Below are 18191 nucleotides of genomic sequence, written 5' to 3'. Positions count from 1 at the left end.
ATGGACAGTTCCATTCTCCGGCCTCCAGCGTCGTCTCTGACGCAGGATGTCGACTCCGGTCTCGCCGTCGTTCTGACGATGGCCAGCCTGCATGGCATCGCAGCCGACGAGGCCGCGTTGCGACATGAATTCGGCTACGGTCGTTTCGATACTCAAACCATCCTGCGAGCTGCGCGCTCACTTGGCATGACGGCCCGGGCCGTTCAACAGAGCCTCGAACGACTGGATCGGGCACCTTTGCCCGCGGTCGCACGGATGAAAGGCGAAGGCGGCTATTTCGTGGTCGCGCAGTATCAGGCCGGGGACGGAACGCGCGCGCCTCGAACACTTGTTCAATTTCCGAGTGAGGCGCCTACCGTGCTGACGCGCGAGCGTCTTCTGGAAATCTGGACGGGTGAGCTCATCTATTTCACGAGCAAGAGCAGCATCGCGGGTACCCTGGCGCGCTTCGATTTCAGCTGGTTCATTCCGGCAATCGTCACGTACCGGAAGCTGCTGGGCGAAGTCCTTGCGATCTCTCTGGTGTTGCAGTTGATTGCACTCGCCACGCCGCTCTTCTTCCAGGTGGTGATGGACAAGGTGCTCGTCAATCACGCGATGAAGACGTTGAACGTGATCGCCGTGGGGCTGATTTGCGCGACGCTGTTCGAGGCGGCGCTTTCGGGGATACGAACATGGGTCTTCGCGCATACGAGCAGCAAGATCGACGTCGAACTCGGAGCGCGGCTCTTCCGTCATCTGTTGGCGTTGCCGCTGGCGTGGTTTCAGGCACGCCGTGTCGGCGATTCTGTCGCCCGTATTCGCGAACTGGAGAACATTCGCGCGTTCCTAACCGGCAACGCCGTGACGCTGGTGATGGACCTCGCGTTTTCGTTCGTTTTCCTTGGGGTGATGCTCTGGTACAGCGCGTGGCTTACGTTGATCGTCGTTGTTTCGATTCCGCTCTACGTGCTGTTGTCGGTCGTGTTTACGCCGATCATTCGGCGGCGTCTGAACGAAAAATTCAATAAGGGCGCCGAAAATCAGTCGTTCCTCGTTGAAACCATCAGCGGAATCGATACGGTCAAGGCGATGGCACTCGAACCGCGCTGGACGGACCGATGGGACCGTCAACTGGCCGCTTATGTGAGTTCGGGCCTGTCGGCGACCAACGTTGCCACGATTGCAAGCGGCGGCGTGACGTTGATCAGCAAGCTGGTGACCGCGGCGATCATGTGGCTGGGCGCCACGCTGGTGATCGATGGCAAGTTGACCGTCGGCGAGCTCGTCGCGTTCAACATGCTGGCCGGACAGGTGTCCAGCCCGATACTGCGTCTCGCTCAGCTGTGGAACGACTTTCAACAGGTAGGGATTTCGATGGGGCGCCTCGGGGATATCCTCAACACGGCGCCCGAAACCGCAGCCAAAAAGACGCGAGTACCCCGTCTCGATGGCGCGATCGAATTCGACCAGGTATCGTTTCGCTACCGGCCGGATGCGAGCGATGTCATCCGGCAGATCTCCGTCAGGATCGCGGCGGGCGAGGTCATCGGAATCGTCGGCCGCTCTGGATCGGGCAAAAGCACGCTGACCAAGCTCGCACAGCGGCTCTACGTGCCGGATCGCGGGCGAGTGCTGGTCGACGGGCACGATATTGCAGTGATCGATACGGCGAGTCTGCGCCAGCAGATTGGCGTCGTTCTGCAGGAAAACACACTGTTCAATCGTTCGGTACGCGACAACATCGCGCTGGCTCGACCCACTGCATCGATCGACGCGGTGATCGATGCAGCGAGGCTGGCCGGCGCACACGAGTTCATCTGCGAGCTTCCGGAGGGCTACGACACGCTTGTCGGCGAGCATGGCACGGGGCTCTCGGGCGGCCAGCGGCAGCGCATCGCCATTGCTCGCGCATTGATGACCGATCCACGCATCCTGATATTCGACGAGGCGACCAGCGCGCTCGACTACGAATCAGAAGCCGTCATACAGGCCAACATGCGGGCCATCTGCGCGCGGCGTACGGTGCTGATCATTGCGCATCGGCTCTCGGCGGTACGCGACGCCGACCGGATTCTCGTGATGGATCGCGGGCAAATCGTGGAAAGCGGCACGCACGACACACTGCTGCGCACGAAGAATGGAATCTACGCACACCTGTATTCGCTGCAACAAGGCGGTCGCGACGTAGCAGAGGGACGGATATGAGCATGCGACAGCAGGCAGGGGCCTGGCGTGAACTGTTCGGGCGGTACCGCGATGTCTGGCGTCACTGCTGGAAGCGGCGCCATCGGATGACGCTGCCGACATTCAATGCGAACGAGGCCGAGTTTCTGCCGGCGGCGCTGTCTGTCCAGGCGACACCTGTTTCGCCGGCAGGCCGGTGGGTCGCGCGCATTCTCATCCTGCTCGTAACGACGGCGATCGTCTGGTCGTATTTCGGGAAAATCGACATTGTTGTCGACGGCGGCGGCAAGATCATTCCATCCTCCCGGACCAAGACGCTGGCGGCGGTCGAGGTTGCCAGCGTGCGAGCGCTGCACGTGCGCGACGGACAGGTCGTGAAGGCTGGCGACGCGCTGATCGATCTCGATACGCGCGTAATCGACGCCGAACGTCAACGGGCGGACGGCGACCGGCTGAATGCGGTACTGCAAGCCGAGCGTGCCCGGGCGTTGATCGACGCGATCGACACGGGGCGACAGCCTCGACTGGCGAGTGTGGAGGGCGTGTCGGCCGAGCGTCGGCGCGAAGCCGAGCGGCACCTGCTGGATCAATGGCGCGATTTCGTCGCGCGACGGGACCGTCTCGACAGCGAAATACACAGGTACGGTCAGGCCGCTCCGCTTGCGGCGCGTCGTGCGGACGATTACGCCAGATTGATGGAGACACGTGACGTTGCGGAGCACGCGTGGATCGAGGCAGAGCAGCAGCGCATCGATACGGCGGGACAGCTTGCGGATGCTCGTCACCAACGCGCGGCTCTCGTGGCAGAGACGCGAAGGAATACCCGGGATGCGTTGAACGATGCGCAGCGTATCGTTGACGCGTCGTCGGGCGACATGCGGCGTGCGGAGGCACACGGGGAACTGCTGCGTCTGACTGCCCCGATCGACGGAACCGTCCAGCAGCTTGCCGTCCATACCATCGGGACGGCGGTGCCGGCCGCACAGCCGCTGATGCAGATCGTGCCGCGAGAGGGGGCGGTAGAAATGGAAGCGTTCGTCGACAACCGGGATATCGGCTTCGTCGAGGAAGGGCAGGCCGCCAGCGTGAAGATCGATGCATTCGAGTACACGAAATACGGCACGTTGTCGGCGACAGTGAGTCATGTCTCGCGCGATGCGATTGACGACGACAAGAAGGGACTTGTCTACTCGGTCAGGATCCTGCTTGATCGTTCGGCGCTGCTGGTTGACGGTCGCGAGGTCGCACTGTCGCCGGGTATGTCGGGTAGTGCCGAGATCAGAACCGGTACGCGGCGGGTGATCGAGTACGTGCTGTCGCCGGTGCTGCAGCATGCGCGGGAGAGTTTGCGTGAGCGCTAGGAGCTTGAAAGATGGCGTGTGTCCGTGGATCTTCGGCCTGATGTTGGTTTCAATTGCCTGCAATGCCGAAACACGCGGGATTCCGGATGCCCTGGCCGATCCGTTGCTGACCCGTCTATCGGTGCTGGATGCGGGGCAGCGATTGCCGGGCGATGACATGGCAGTTGTATGCGCTTCGTCGACTGGCCCGGCGAAGCCGCTGACGCTTGGTGATGCGGTTGATCTTGCGCTATGTCACAACCCCCGTATTCGAGCGGCGTGGGCGTCGATCAAGATCCAGGCCGCTGCGGTGGGTGAAGCCAGATCGGCATGGCTCCCCACCGTCAACGGGGCGATCAGCCAATTGACGACTTATAACCGGTATTCCGATGCACCATCGATGAATACGCGCGGCGTCGGTCGAACGTCGAACGCGACGTTGAACTGGCGGCTACTCGATTTTGGCGGGCGAGCTGCAAACGGCGCGGCGGCGCAACAACTGCTGACGGCAGCGTTGGCGGGCCACGACGCAGCGATGCAAAAGGCGGTCGTGGATGTCATCGGAAGCTATTTCGATGTCCAGAATGCTCAAGCGGCGTTTGCAGCGCGTACCGAGTCAGCGACCTTGGCGGAATCGACGCTGCGTGCGTCGCGCAAGCGGCTGGCCTTGGGCGTAGCATCCCGAGCAGACGTATTGCAGGCGGAAACGGCGTTAGCCAAGGCATTGCTCGCTGCGCGGCGAGCTGGCGGGGAGGTGGCTCGGGCCCGCGCCGAACTGGTCTTTGCGACCGGTCTGCCCGTCGGCACGCGGGTCGAAGTCGAAGAGGCGGTCGCACCGGTTGCGCTGGACGCGGAGCGCCAGCTAAGCGACTGGCTTCGCACGGCCGAAGGTTCGCACCCCGAGATCCGGGCAGCGCGGGCCAAATGGAAGGCTGCGCAAGCGAAGGTCACGGCCGTGCGATCCGACGGAATGCCGACCCTCGATCTAAGCGGTACGCTGTCGCGAAACGGTTACCCGAATCAGGGACTGCAGTCAGTGCGGGCGACGCAGACGAGCATCGGTCTGACTTTGACGATTCCGTTTTTTGACGGCTTTTCTCGCACGTATCGGATTCGCGGCGCGCAGGCTCAAAGCGAACTGGCACAGGTACAGCTTCTCGATACGCAGCAGCAGATTCTGCGTGACGTGCTGAAGGCCCATGCCGACGCGGAGACGACGGCGGGCAACCTGGATGCGTCTGCACGCTTGCTGGCTGCCGCAGAAGCGGCGCTGACGTCGGCGCGCAATCGTTACGCGTTCGGCGCAGGAGATATTCTGGAACTGCTGTCGGCACAAGCGGCCCTTTCCGATGCCCGCCAGGAACGGGTGCGAACGCTGGCTGAGTGGGAGGCGGCACGGCTTCGGCTGTTTGCCAGCGCCGGCGTCATCGGACGGTGGGCATTTCGGTAGTACTGGAGACGGTCGGCGCGAGAGCAGCAGTACGCGACCGACCGTCTTTGTTCAATTCTCCGCCGCCGGCATGTTCTGCACGACCAGCATCTGCGGGCTCGACAGCGTGATCCCCGCCGCGCGCAACTGCTTGAGGATCTCGAACAGCAGATCGCTCTTCGTCGAACTCGCGATCCGCGGGCTCGACACGTAGCCCGTCACGCTCAGCGTGATCCCGTCCGGCGTGAGCTGGCTGAACGTGACCGACGGCGCGGGCTTCTCGAGGATCGCCTGGTGCTCGCGGTACGCGTCGAGCAGCAGGTCGCGCACCTGCTCGGGATCGGTGTTCAGCGGGAACGTCAGCACCAGCGTCGCGACGCCCTGCGTGCTGTTGCCCATCGTCACGTTGCGCACGTTCTGCGAGATCAGCTGCGAGTTCGGCACGATCACGGTCGAGCGGTCGCTGAGCTGGATCTCGGTCGCGCGGACGTTGATGCGGCGGATGTCGCCTTCGACGCCCGCGATGCTGACCATGTCGCCGACCTTCACCGGGCGCTCGGTCAGCAGGATCAGCCCCGACACGAAGTTCTTCACGATCTCCTGCAGGCCGAAGCCGATACCCACCGACAACGCGCTGACGATCCACGCGAGGTTGTTCCACCGCACGCCGAGCAGCCCGAGCGTCATCAGCACCAGCAGTACATAGCCGACGTTGGTGAACAGCGTGATCAGCGACACGCGCATCCCGGTATCCATGCCGAGCGCGGGCATGAACTCGCTGTCGAGCCAGCGTCGCAGCGAGCGCAACAGGTAGAAGCCGATCGCGAACCCGATTACCGCGTTCAGGATCCGGTCGGGCATGATGTTCAGGCTCTGCAGCCGCTGGCTGCCGATCATCGCGACCGCGCTGTCGAGCAGGTCGCCCGGGGTCGTGCCGAAGCCGCCCGTCACCAGCGCGATGGCCGCGATCAGCATCAGCAGGCTCGTTCCGAAGCCGGACAGCACCGTGCGCGCCTGGTCGAGGTGGCGGTCCTCGAGCGCGAACAGGTGCTTGATCTGCTGCCCCGTCGACAGGCTCGACGAGAACAGGCTTTCGCTCGCGTCGCGCGTCAGCTGGATCAGGATGTAGGTCGTGCACAGCACGATCTCGAACCACACGAGTTCGTACGTGATGAAGCGTGCAACCGTGACGTAACCGATCAGGAGTGCGATCAACGATGCGACGATCGCGAGCGTGACGCCGGCATGGATCAGCCCGGCGAGCGTCGAGCGCTGTTCGGGCGCCTCGCCTGCCGCCGCGAGCGCGGCGCGCGCGCGGTTGGCGCGCAACAGCGACGCGCCGACCGTCAGCGTGACGACGAGCGACACGATGCCGCGACCGAACAGCGTGACCGACAGGCTGGTGTCGACGATCCGGTTGATCGATTCGAGCGTGCCGGACACGAGCAGCAGCGCGGCCAGGATGCCGGGGAACGGCTTCATCGCGAGCGCGACGGGATCGGCGAGCGCGGGGAGGCGCCACGACGGATGCTTCGTGCAGAGCAGTGCGCGGCCGAGCCCGGCGATCAGTGCGCAGGTCGCGGCGAGCTTCGCGAACTGGTCCCACAGATCGGTCAGCCCCGGCGTGAGGTCGTAACGGCGCGCGACGGCGAGGTAAAGGATCTGAACGGCAACGGCGGTGGCCAGCAGGGTCGACAGTGCGATGGACAACGCCAGCGCGCTGCGGCGCAAGCGGGTGGCCGGCAGGCGGTTCACGCAGAACCAGGCGAGCCCGCGCTCGAGGAGCCGGCGGCCGCCGAGCCAGGCTGCGATCGCGGCAATCAGCAGCAGCGCGGTGATCGCCTTTTGTCCGGACACCCACGACGAGCGCAGCATGTCGCGGATTTCTTCGTTGAAGTCTCCGAGCCGCTGGGTATCGTCCGGCGACAGATGGAACAGCGGCAGCCAGAACTGCGCGCTGAAAATGCCGCCCGAACGGAACGCGAGCTGGTTCTTCAGCAGGCCGCGATGCAGCTTCGCGAACTGTTCGGCGAGGTTCGTGAGGTTGGTCTTCTGGTCGGCGGCCTGCTTCAGCGCCGCATCGAGCTGCGTCTTGCGCGCGTCGAGCGTGGCCCGTTGTTTCGCGACGGCTGCCGTTTCGGGCGCGGCGCCCTCGGCGGGCGGCGGCCCGAGCACGTCGAGCTGTGCCTGAATCTGCGCGCGTTGCGGCGTGAGATCGCTTTGCAGTTTCACGACGTCGGTGCTCAGCTCCTGCGCCGAGTCGTCGAGCGCGTCCAGCTCCTTGCTGCTCGACGCGGTCGACGTCTGCTGCTTGATGCGGTCGAGCTCGACCTGCATCTGCTTGAGCTGCGCGACGGCGTCGTTCAGCGAGATGGCGGGCACGGGCGCGCCGACGCCGCTTGCGCCCGGGGCGGAAGCGGCCTCCGGAAACGCCGACGCGGTTGCGATCGCCGCGAACTGCAGCAACGCGATCAGCGCGATCCGGCGAGCGTACGTGGATAGTCGTTGTATGGACATGGAATGCTTACGATTTGCCGACAATGCCGGGCGCCGAAAGGTGCCCGGAAGCCGGTGGTTGGCCCGGTAGCATGTTACCGGGGTGTGGAACGCGTGGTTGTACTGATTGCGTACCCCCTTTGTGGCGGTTCCGGCGGCGTGCGGCCGGGTGAAACGGCGCATCAGGCCCGGACGGTGGGGCCTATCCCGCCGCGATGCGTCGCCGGGTCGCCGTTCCTGCGCGTTTTCCGCACCCGACAGACGGTTACGAAAGTTACACGTTGGTCAGCGCAAAAGTGAGGCACCCGAATCGGTTCGACGTACGGCGTGCAGCCGGCCCGTCGTCGCGCGCCGGATATCGGGGCCGGGGTGCGCTCGCGTCGGACGGACGTGCCGGTACAATGCAGCGATTCGCCCGACGGCGGCTCGAAGGTCGCCGGACAACAACACGACACGAACAGGAGACGTGCCCAAGATGGCCTCAACGGACAGCCTTTCGCAGGCACCCGCCCAATCCCCTCCCGTCGACCCCGGCTCCATCTCGGCCCGCCTCGACCGCCTGCCGCCGACGCGTACCGTCTGGAAGCTCGTCGTCCTGCTGAGCCTCGGCTTCTTCTTCGAGCTCTACGACCTGCTGTACAGCGGCTACGTCGCGCCCGGCCTCGTGAAAAGCGGCATCCTGTCCGCGACGACACACGGCCTGTTCGGCACCACGGGCGTCGCGAGCTTCATCGCCGCGCTGTTCTCCGGGCTCTTCATCGGCACGATCGCATGCGGCTTCCTCGCCGACCGCTTCGGCCGCCGCGCGATCTTCACGTGGTCGCTGCTGTGGTACACGGCCGCCAACGTCGTGATGGCGTTCCAGGACACCGCGGCCGGGCTGAACTTCTGGCGCTTCGTCGTCGGCCTCGGCCTCGGCGTCGAGATGGTCACGATCGGCACGTACATCTCCGAACTCGTGCCGAAGCAGATCCGCGGCCGCGCATTCGCGTGCGAGCAGGCGGTCGGGTTCGTCGCGGTGCCGGTGGTCGCGTTCCTCGCCTACCTGCTCGTGCCGCACGCGCCGTTCGGCCTCGATGGCTGGCGCTGGGTCGTGCTGATCGGCGCGCATGGCGCGCTGTTCGTTTGGTGGATTCGCCGCGAATTGCCGGAAAGCCCGCGCTGGCTTGCGCAGCAGGGCCGGGTCGACGAAGCCGACCGCATCATGCGTGCGCTCGAGGCGAAGGTCGAAGCCGAATACGGGCGGCCGCTGCCGCCGCCGGCGCCCGCCGAACCCGTGCCGCCGCGCGGCAGCTTCCGCGACATGTGGGTGCAGCCGTATCGCAACCGCACGATCATGATGACGATCTTCAACGTGTTCCAGACGGTCGGCTTCTACGGCTTCGCGAACTGGGTGCCGACGCTGCTGATCAAGCAGGGCATCACGATCACGTCGAGCCTGATGTATTCGAGCGTGATCGCGCTCGCCGCACCGGTCGGTCCGCTGATCGGCCTCGTGATCGCCGACCGCTTCGAGCGCAAGTCGGTGATCGTCGCGATGGCGGCGGCGATCGTCGTCTGCGGGCTGCTGTTCAGCCAGACGACGGTCGGCGCATTCCTGATCGTGCTCGGCATCGGCCTCACGCTCGCCAGCAACATCATGTCGTACAGCTTCCACGCATATCAGGCCGAGCTGTTCCCGACGTCGATCCGCGCACGGGCCGTCGGCTTCGTCTATTCGTGGAGCCGCTTCTCGGCGATCTTCTCGTCGTTCGTGATCGCGGCCGTGCTGAAGGGCTTCGGCACCTTCGGCGTGTTCGCATTCATCGCGGGCGCGATGGTGATCGTGATGGCCGCGATCGGGCTCATGGGGCCGCGCACGAAGGGCATCGCGCTCGAAACCATCTCGAAGTGACCGGTGATCGTGCACGCGTGTCGCACGGTTCGTGCTGCATGCGTGCCACGCGATGGCATCGCACTGCGCGGCCGGTGCGTACGGCTTGCCGGGAATGATCCGGTTTCCGAATCGATTTGGCGAAGCCATCGCACCGCGGCGAAAAAGCAGCGCCCTTTGTCGGACTCGAATGTGCAACCAACGAGATTGCCATGCATCGAAAGATGCGTGCGGCAACGAGTTGAAACAAAGCGTGACGAAGCGAAAATCCCCGTAAAACTGCGGCTTGTATCGCTGAAGATTCCTGCGCGGACGCGTAGAATGAAGGGCCTGACGACTCATTAGCCGCCATCGGACCGTACGCGTTGCATCGGCGAACGGCTCCGCCGCGAAGAGGCGTCGGCGCCGGGCGCACACGATGCGCCGGACGTGTCGATGGCTCGCGCGGAAGATGCGCCGCCCGCAACTGCAGCATGCGGCGGCCGGATCGGCCGATGGCTTCGAACGTATGATGCTTTTCAGCCTGACGCGGCCCATTTCGAAGTCGCGTTGCCGTACCCGCACAGTCGCCGCGTATGTGTCGCTCGCTGTTGCCCTGATCGTTCCCGTGCTTGTCGGGCCGCCTGCGTTTGCCGCGTCCGACCCTTCGTCGTCCGTTGCTCCGTCATCCTCATCAGTTGCGCCGCCCGCGTCGGCGGTGTCTCATGCGCAACGAGGCTCGCCTGCGCATGCGTCGTCGGGGGCGTCGGCCGTACAGCCCGCGTCAGCCGCGTCGCACGAGCGTCATGCGGAGCCTGCCAGCGCGGCATCGGGTGCATCGACTGCTTCCGGCACTTCCGCTGCCGACGTCGCGTCAGCCGCTTCCGTCGCTGCGCCCGCGTCCGCCGCTTCCGCCACCGCCGCGAGCGAGGCCGAAGCACCCGCGCCGACACCGCCACGCCGGCATCCGCCGCTATCGGCAGAAGAAGCAAAAAATGCGACGGCGCGCGCGGTCGACATGCGCAAGCGCTTCACGCAGGAAGTCACGCGGCGCCTGAACGTGCCCGCAAGCGAGCAGCGCGCCTACGGCCAGCGGCTCCAGGAGGCGCTCGCCGATGCGGAACTCGGCGACCTCGCCGGCGAATACGTCGCGATGGTCGACCGCGCGCCGAACGTGCAGGCGCTCTTCATCTACTTCCGTGCAACGCCGGCCAACGCGTGGCTGATGATCGGCGCTTCGCCGGTCGGCACCGGGTTGCCGGGCAAGTACGACCATTTCGTGACGCCGCTCGGCGTGTTCCATCACTCGCCCGACAACATGGATTTCCGCGCGGAAGGCACGACGAACGAGAACGGCATTCGCGGCTACGGCCGCCGCGACATGCGCATCTACGACTTCGGCTGGGTGGACGGCGAGCGCGGCTGGGGCAAGGGCGGCGTGTCGCCGATGCGCTTCCAGATGCATGCGACCGATCCCGACCGGCTCGAAGCGCTGCTCGGTATCCGGCACTCGAAGGGCTGCGTGCGGATTCCCGCGTCGCTGAACACGTTCTTCGATCGTCACGGCCTGCTCGACGACGATTACCAGGCGCGTGTCGAGGCCGGCAAGTCGTTGTGGGTGCTGCGTCGCGACCGCGACGTCACGCCGATCGCGGGCCGTTATCTGGTCGTGGTCGACAGCGCACGCAAGACGCGCCCGGCCTGGGCGCCAATGCCGGGGCGCAACGCGTGGTCGAAGGTGCCGAAGGGCGGCGACACGGCGGATTGACCGCCGGTTCGCGGGGCTGACGGCTGCAGGCGATGCCAGGATGAGAATAAATCCGTTTTATTGATACATAAGAAAAGCAAACTTTTATTATCCGATCCGGGTTCGTATAGTCGAGGCCAGTTTCGCGGAACCCTGCCGCGCCTGGACCACCACCGATCACACGACCCGCATGAAAACTCTCTACAAGCTCGCCCCGCTCGCGATGCTCGGCGCCTTCGCGACGCATGCCTGTGCGCAAAGCAGCATCACGCTGTACGGTCTCATCTCGGCCGGTGTCGGGTTCGCGACCAACCAGGGCGGCAAGAACGCGTGGCAGGCGTTGTCCGGCACGAACCAGAACCCGCGCTGGGGGCTGAAGGGCAAGGAGGATCTCGGGCAGGGGCTGTCCGCGATCTTCCAGCTGGAGAACGGCTTCAACGTGATGACGGGCACGGCCGCGCAGAACGGCCGCGAGTTCGGGCGGATGGCCTATGTCGGCCTTGCCGACCGCACCTACGGCTCGCTGACGTTCGGCCGCCAGTACGACGCGATCCACGACTACATCGGGCCGGTGATCATCGCGAGCAACGGCGTGAACATCGGCGACAACGACAACGGCTACAACGACATCCGCGTGCAGAACTCGGTGAAGTACGTGAGCCCGGTGTACCACGGCCTGAAATTCACCGCGCTGTACGGCTTCAGCAACGCGACGGGTTTCGCGAACAACAGCGCCTACAGCTTCGGGCTCGGCTACGAGCGGGGCCCGCTGCGCTGGAGCGTGGTCTACGCGCAGTACAACCACCCTTACAGCGCGACGAACCAGGACGGCGCGATCGCGAACGACTACGCGTCGCCGCTGCTGATCTTCAGCAAGAGCGCGATGACGCCCGCGGCTTACGCCAGCCGGCAGCGGATCGCGGGCACCGGCGGTTTCTACACGATCGGCCGCGCGCAGTTCGCCGCGATGTTTACCGACGTGCGCTACGATTACCTCGACAATTCGCACCTGCACCTGCAGAACCTCGGCGTGAACGTCGTCTACACGATGACACCGCAGCTCTTTCTCGGCGCCGCGTATGCGTTCACGAACGGCAAGTACGACGTGATCGACAAGCGGCCGAAATGGCATCAGGTGAACCTGCAGGCCGATTATTACCTGTCGAAACGCACCGACGTCGCGCTGACGGTGATCGCGCAGCAGGCGGCCGGCGACGCGGACCATGCGCAGATCTTCGCGTATGCGCGCTCGACCGGCACGCGTCAGATGATGGCGACGCTCGGCGTCCGGCACGTTTTCTGAGCGCCCGACCATGACCCATCCGATCGCATCCCGCCGCACCTTCCTGAAACTGTCCGCCGCGCTGGCCGGCACTGCGCTGCTGCCCGAAACGGGCGCGTTCGCCGCCGGCGGCGATGCCGCGCGCTGCACGGTGATCATCGATACCGACCCGGGGCAGGACGACGCCATCGCGATCCTGTTCGCGCTGGGCGCGCAGGACCGCCTCGACGTGCGCGCGCTGACCGCCGTCGCGGGCAACGTGCCGCTCGACCTGACCGAACGCAATGCGCGGATCATCCGCGACTGGGCCGGCCGCACGAAGACGCTGCCGGTCTACGCGGGCTGTCCGCGGCCGCTCGTGCGCGAGCTCGTGACGGCCGCGAACGTGCATGGCAAGACGGGGTTGGAAGGCGTCGAACTGCACGAGCCGCGCGCGCCGCTCGCGGCAGGCCACGCGGTGTCGTACCTCGTCGATACGCTGAGCCGAGCGGCGCCGAACAGCGTGACGCTGTGCGCGCTCGGCCCGCTGACGAACGTCGCGACCGCGCTGGTCGAGGCGCCGCAGATTCGCGGTGCGCTGCGCGAGATCGTGCTGATGGGCGGCGCGTTCTTCGAGCGCGGCAACATCACGCCGGCCGCCGAGTTCAATATCTACGTCGATCCGCAGGCGGCCGAAGTCGTGTTCGGCAGCGGCGTGCCGATCGTCGTGCTGCCGCGCGATGTCGCGGTGAAGGCGCCGATCACGCCGGCGCGCGTCGCACCGTTCCGTGCGCTCGGCAACCGCTGCGGCGCGATCGTCGCGGACATCATGGATGCCGAACTCGCGTACAACAAGAAGCGGCGCGGCGCTGAAGACGCGCCGATGTACGACCCGACCGCGGTCGGCTACCTCGTCGATCCGACGCTGTTCGGCGGGCGCAAGGTCAACGTGATGGTCGAGACGACGGGACAGTGGACGCTCGGCGAGACCGTCGTCGACTGGAACGGGCGCAGCGGCCGCGCGGCGAACGCGATGTGGATCAACGAGGTCGACGCGGACCGCTTCTACGCGACGCTCGTCGAGCGTATCGCGAAGCTGCCCTGAGCGCGGGCGCTCGTGCGGCGAACGGCGAACCGCGAACCGCACTCGGCCGACGTAATCAGATGTGCTTCGCAATCCACTCGCGGCATGTACGCACGTGCGGGCCGCGATCGTCGCCGGCGAGCGAGATCAGCGAGATCGCGCGCGTGACGCGCGGCTTGTCGACGCGCAGCGCAACGAGTTCGGGATCGTGCAGATGCATCGTATAGAGGCTCGGCAGCACGGCGGTCGCGAGGCCGTTGCGCGCGAGCGCGTAGAGCGGCTCGGTGTATTCCATCCGGTAGGTGACGTTCAGGCGCAGCTTCTCGGCGCCGCCGGTGCGATGCAGCGATTCGCTGACGCTGCCGCGCACGAACACCGCGAGCTCGCGATCGACGAGCTTCGCCCACGTGACGCTTTTCGCGCGGGCGAGCGGATCGTCGTGCCGCACGACGATCACGATCTCGTCCTCGAACAGCTGCCGGTAGCGCAGCGTGCCGTCGTCGCTGTCGGGTTCGCGTACGCCGATGCCAAGATCCGCGACGCTGTCGCGCACGGCTTCGACGAGTGCGCTGTTGGGCAGGTCGGTGAGCGTGAAGCGCAGCGTCGGGTGGGCGTCGCGCAGTGCGTTGAGCGCGGGCAGCAGGCGGCCGGCGACCGACGGGATGAACGCGATACGCACGGTCTGGATGCGTTCGCCGATGAGCCGCGTCATGTCGTCGAAGGTGCCGCGTGCCTGGTTGAGCAGGCGTTCGGCGAGCGGCAGCACGGCTTCGCCCGCGGTGGTGAGCGTGAGCCGGTGCGCGGAACGCGCGAACAGGCGCCCGCCGAGCAGGAACTCGATCTGGCGGATCGACGCGGTGAGCGCGGGCTGCGTGAGCGACAGCGCCTGCGCGGCCTGCGTGAAGCTGCGTGCGTGGGCGAGCACGACGAAGTGCTGAACCTGCCGCAGCGTGAGCGCGGGCAGCAGCGACGAGCGGTCGGACGACATCGGGCAATAACGGTCGGGGTGCGGTACGCGGCAGTATAAGACCGCGCTGCGTGCATCGACACAGGACAATATTCGGAATCACAGGAGAACCACCATGTCAGCGACTGACACGATGCCGGCGCGCGCGCCGGCCAACTGGCTCGAACGCCGCTTCGCGCTCGCCGCGCGCGGCACGAGCGTGCGCACCGAGACGATCGCGGGCGTCACGTCGTTTCTCGCGGCCGCGTACCTGCTCGTCGTGATCCCGTCGCTGCTCGCGACGGGCGGCATGGAGCGCGGCGCGGCGACGACCGCGACGATCGTCGTGTTCGTGCTGTTCACGACGCTGATGGGGCTCTACGCGAACCTGCCGTTCTTGGTCGGCCCCGGCATCGGCGGCTCGGTGATCATCGGCGTGACGCTCGCGACGACGGAGCATGTGGGCTGGCAGACGGGTCTCGGCATCGCGTGCGTGTCGGGCATCCTGTTCCTCCTGCTGACGATTCTCGGTGCGCGCGGCGTCGTGATGAAGCTGATACCGGTGCAGATCAAGCTCGGGCTCGGCGCGTCGATCGGGCTGTTCGTGACGATGCTCGGGTTGCGCAATGCGGGGATGGTCGTCGCGAACGCGAAGACCAACGCGTTCGCGCTCGGCGATTTCTCGCGGCCGGGTGCGCTCGTCGCGCTGATCGGCCTGGCGGTCGCGATCGTGCTGCAGGCACGCAAGGTGCCCGGCGCGATCCTGATCGCGATCCTCGTCGCGGCAGCGGCGGGCGTGCCGCTCGGCGTCACGCATCTGCCCGCGTCGTTCGTGTCGCTGCCGCACAGCATCGCGCCGATCGCGTTCAAGCTCGACATCGGCAGCGCGTTGAGCCTCGCGGTCGCGCCGTACCTGTTCGCGTTCTTCGCGGCGGAATTCTTCTCGACGCTCGGCACCGCGCTCGCGGTCGGCGCGAAGGCGAACCTGCTCGACGAACAGGGCAACCTGCCGAACATCAACCGGCCGTTCCTCGTCGATTCGCTCGCGGCGACGATCGGGCCCGTGTTCGGCATTCCCGCGCTGACCGCGCTGATCGAATCGGCGGCAGGCGTCGAGGCCGGCGGCCGCAGCGGGCTGTCGTCGCTGGCCGCGGCCGTGCTGTTCGCCGCGATGCTGCTGTTCGTGCCGGTCGCGCTCGCGATCCCGAAAGAGGCGACCGCGCCGGCGCTGATCCTGATCGGGCTGTCGATGTTCGCAACGATCCGCCATACGCATTTCGACGACTTCACCGATGCGCTGCCCGTGATGTCGATGGTGCTGCTCACGCTGATGTCGAACAGTTTCGGCACCGGCATCGCGGGCGGGCTGCTGTGCTACGTGCTCGTCAAGCTGCTGGCCGGCCGCCGGCGCGACGTGTCGTGGGGGCTCGTCGTGCTCGCGCTGCCGATCGGCTATTACTTCTGGACCGTCGTGAAGCCGCACTGAGAGACGGCTTTCGCGACGTATCGGCACTACCCAAAACGAGACTGCAATGAAGGCAACACCAGGTAACGTCCCGGCCGCGCGCACGGGCATCGAGATCACGCCGGCCCATCGGGCCTTCTTCCACGCGCTGCCGAAGGTCGAGCTGCATTGCCACCTGCTCGGCGCGGTGCGGCACGACACGTTCGTCGCGCTCGCGGAACGCAGCGGCGCGCCGATCGAGCGCGCGGAGATCGACGCGTTTTATGCGCGCGGCGAGAAGCCGGTCGGCGTGCTGCACGTGCTGCGCGCGCTCGACAAGTATCTGCTCACGCGGCCCGACGACCTGCGGCGCATCGCTTACGAGTATCTGGAGGATGCGGCCGCGCACAACGTGCGGCATGCGGAATGCTTCTGGAATCCGACGGGCACGGTGCGGGTGTCGGGGATCGCGTATGCGGACGCGCAGGCCGCGATCGTGACGGCGATCCGCGACGCCGCGCGCGATTTCGGAATCGGCGCGCGCCTGATCCCGAGCATCGACCGCGAGCAGGATCCGGACGAGGCCGTGGCGATCGTCGAATGGATGAAGGCGAATCGCGCGGACGAGGTGGCGGGGCTCGGGATCGACTATCGCGAGAACGACCGGCCGCCGGAGTTGTTCTGGAAGGCTTACCGAAATGCGCGCGCGGCCGGCTTCCGCACGACCGCGCATGCGGGCGAGTTCGGGATGCCGTGGCGCAACGTCGAGACGGCCGTCGACCTGCTGCAGGTCGATCGCGTCGATCACGGCTATACGATCGTCGACAACCCCGAGCTGTGCGCGCGCTACGCGGAACGCGGGATCGTCTTCACCGTCGTGCCGACGAATTCGTACTACCTGCGCACGCTGCCGCCGGAGCAATGGGCGGAACGGCATCCGATGCGCAAGATGCCGGGCCTCGGGCTGAAGATCCACCCGAACACGGACGATCCGACGCTGCACAAGGTCAACCCGTCGGAGGCGTGGGAGCTGATGTTCAGCCATTTCGGCTTTACGCTCGCCGATCTCAAGCAATTCATGCTGAACGGGATCGACGGCGCGTGGGTCGACGATGCGACGAAGGCCGGGTGGCGTGCGGCGTGGGTGCCGGAGTTCGATACGCTGGCCGCGACGCTCGCGGCCGGTTGAGCGCATTGCCTGCCATATCGGCCGGCCGGCGCGTCAGCCGGCCGGTACTTCGTTCAGGTGGAAACGCAGGTCGCCCGCGAGATCGCACAGCGTGTAGTCGCGAAACGCGAAACGCCACGCGCCGTCGACGCGCTCGAACGCGTCGTGATAGCGGCCCGCCGCGATCGGCTGCAGCGGAAAGCCTTCGGTGGCCTGCAGCACCGTGTAGTACGAGCGAGCCGTCGCGCGCTGCGCGGTTTCGTCGATCTCGATGACCGGATTCGTGATCACATGCTTCGTTCGCGGCGTGCCGCACGGGTAGCGTTTCACGCGCGCGTCGAACAGCGCGAGCAATTCATCGGCGCCGATCGTCGGCGCATCTTCCGCGACCTTGATCCGCGCGTGCCGGAACAGCGCCGCCATGCCCGGCAGGTCGCCCGCGTCGAGCAACGCCGCGTAGCGGTACAGCAGGTTCGCGATCTCGACAGCGCTTGCGGTCATGCGGCCTCCGGCATCGATGGACGATGACGGCGATGGTGCGCGGTGCGGGGCCGCGCCGCTTCGTCCAGGTGGACTAAGGCGGCGCATCGTTCAGGCGCGATGCCGCGCACGCATCCCGCCATGGCTTCGCATCGCCTGGCGCGACCTGCCAGCCTTGCGGGCTGGCGTACGTCGGTCGCGTTCGCTATATTGGCGCACGGCGGCACCCGGTCGTGTCGCTGCCGCCGTGCGCGCTCGCGCCGGCATTCCGACAATAATTCGAATCCTGAGAGGGCCGCCGTGCGCATTCCTGTTTTCTGTCTGATGTTGTTCGTCTCGATGTCCGCGCGAGCCGGCAGTGCCTGCGACGGGCTGCTCGGCGATTACGCGCCGGCCGCCGGCAAGCCGGCGACGCTGCGCGTCGAGAAAGTGGGCGGCAAGATCGTGCTGCGCGGGCGCGACGCCGGCCAGTGGAGTGCCGAAACGGCACCGACGCAGGAAGCCGAGCTGGAAACCGACGGCCCTGACAAGGCGCCGCCGGGCGCCTGTGTGCTCGAGGTGCCGGGCGGCGAACTGATCAAGATGCCGATCGGCTCGCCGTATCAGGTCACGTCGATCACGGGCAACAGCTTCACCACGAAGCATTCGACCACGGGCGTCCTGCTGCGCAGGGTACAGGGCTTCCAGGTCGACGGTATCGAGCTGTATCGGGTTGCGCGCCGCGGCGATTCGCCGCCGGCCGCGGCACGCTGACGGCGTACGAGCCGACGTCCCGCGA

The 18191-nt window shown here is 66.2% G+C and carries 13 protein-coding genes; 10 read left to right on the top strand and 3 right to left on the bottom strand.

From position 1 onward, the window contains the following. Genes AB3K92_RS21205 through AB3K92_RS21195 form a run of 3 tightly spaced genes read left to right on the top strand, consistent with a single transcriptional unit; the run spans position 1 to position 4956 of the window. Positions 1-2187, top strand: coding sequence for a type I secretion system permease/ATPase (locus AB3K92_RS21205; protein ID WP_219704974.1), 2187 nt, complete (start codon positions 1-3; stop codon positions 2185-2187). Then, positions 2184-3527 (top strand): HlyD family type I secretion periplasmic adaptor subunit, encoded by a 1344-nt coding sequence (locus tag AB3K92_RS21200; RefSeq protein WP_060278028.1) that lies wholly within the window; start codon positions 2184-2186, stop codon positions 3525-3527. The genes AB3K92_RS21205 and AB3K92_RS21200 overlap by 4 nt, the downstream gene beginning before the upstream one ends. Then, positions 3499-4956, top strand: a complete 1458-nt coding sequence (locus AB3K92_RS21195) for a TolC family protein (protein WP_165582005.1) — start codon at positions 3499-3501, stop codon at positions 4954-4956. The genes AB3K92_RS21200 and AB3K92_RS21195 overlap by 29 nt, the downstream gene beginning before the upstream one ends. A 51-nt stretch (positions 4957-5007) precedes the next feature. On the opposite strand, the gene AB3K92_RS21190 is transcribed toward AB3K92_RS21195, so the two are convergent. After that, entirely contained in the window at positions 5008-7452 is a 2445-nt protein-coding gene (locus AB3K92_RS21190; RefSeq protein WP_301854826.1) for a DUF3772 domain-containing protein, read from the bottom strand. 454 nt (positions 7453-7906) lie between these two features. Here AB3K92_RS21190 and AB3K92_RS21185 point away from each other — a divergent pair, with 454 nt between their 5' ends. From AB3K92_RS21185 to AB3K92_RS21170, 4 genes are all read left to right on the top strand, one after another. Beyond that, positions 7907-9325 carry an MFS transporter gene (locus AB3K92_RS21185; RefSeq protein WP_059524920.1) on the top strand — a complete coding sequence of 473 codons (1419 nt, stop codon included), beginning with the start codon at positions 7907-7909 and terminating at the stop codon, positions 9323-9325. Between the two features lie 397 nt (positions 9326-9722). Continuing rightward, complete coding sequence (locus AB3K92_RS21180; RefSeq protein ID WP_369465753.1) at positions 9723-11051, top strand: hypothetical protein; 1329 nt, start codon at positions 9723-9725, stop codon at positions 11049-11051. 169 nt (positions 11052-11220) lie between these two features. Continuing rightward, the gene (locus AB3K92_RS21175; RefSeq protein WP_249454504.1) at positions 11221-12333 is read left to right on the top strand and encodes a porin; all 1113 of its coding nucleotides are present in this window, start codon (positions 11221-11223) and stop codon (positions 12331-12333) included. Between the two features lie 10 nt (positions 12334-12343). Then, a complete protein-coding gene (locus tag AB3K92_RS21170) occupies positions 12344-13396 on the top strand; it encodes a nucleoside hydrolase (protein WP_369465752.1) in 1053 nt (350 codons plus the stop codon). 55 nt (positions 13397-13451) lie between these two features. Here AB3K92_RS21170 and AB3K92_RS21165 read toward each other — a convergent pair whose 3' ends face one another. After that, complete coding sequence (locus tag AB3K92_RS21165; RefSeq protein ID WP_027790547.1) at positions 13452-14363, bottom strand: LysR family transcriptional regulator; 912 nt, start codon at positions 14361-14363, stop codon at positions 13452-13454. A 94-nt stretch (positions 14364-14457) separates the two neighbouring features. Between AB3K92_RS21165 and AB3K92_RS21160 the strand changes: the two genes are divergently transcribed. Both AB3K92_RS21160 and add read left to right on the top strand, forming a co-directional pair. Continuing rightward, entirely contained in the window at positions 14458-15807 is a 1350-nt protein-coding gene (locus tag AB3K92_RS21160) for an NCS2 family permease (protein ID WP_369465751.1), read from the top strand. Between the two features lie 46 nt (positions 15808-15853). Further along, a complete protein-coding gene (gene add / locus AB3K92_RS21155; RefSeq protein WP_369465750.1) occupies positions 15854-16954 on the top strand; it encodes an adenosine deaminase in 1101 nt (366 codons plus the stop codon). Positions 16955-16987: 33 nt separating this feature from the next. Here the strand turns inward: add and AB3K92_RS21150 are convergent, their stop codons facing one another. After that, positions 16988-17434 carry a nuclear transport factor 2 family protein gene (locus AB3K92_RS21150; RefSeq protein WP_059496471.1) on the bottom strand — a complete coding sequence of 149 codons (447 nt, stop codon included), beginning with the start codon at positions 17432-17434 and terminating at the stop codon, positions 16988-16990. A gap of 279 nt (positions 17435-17713) precedes the next feature. Here AB3K92_RS21150 and AB3K92_RS21145 point away from each other — a divergent pair, with 279 nt between their 5' ends. Further along, positions 17714-18166 (top strand): hypothetical protein, encoded by a 453-nt coding sequence (locus tag AB3K92_RS21145; RefSeq protein WP_244113306.1) that lies wholly within the window; start codon positions 17714-17716, stop codon positions 18164-18166. The last annotated feature ends 25 nt before the right edge of the window (positions 18167-18191 follow it).

Source organism: Burkholderia sp. Bmkn7 (assembly GCF_041103175.1).
Classification (GTDB): Bacteria; Pseudomonadota; Gammaproteobacteria; order Burkholderiales; family Burkholderiaceae; genus Burkholderia; species Burkholderia cepacia.
This window is presented reverse-complemented; position numbering and strand designations above follow the sequence as displayed.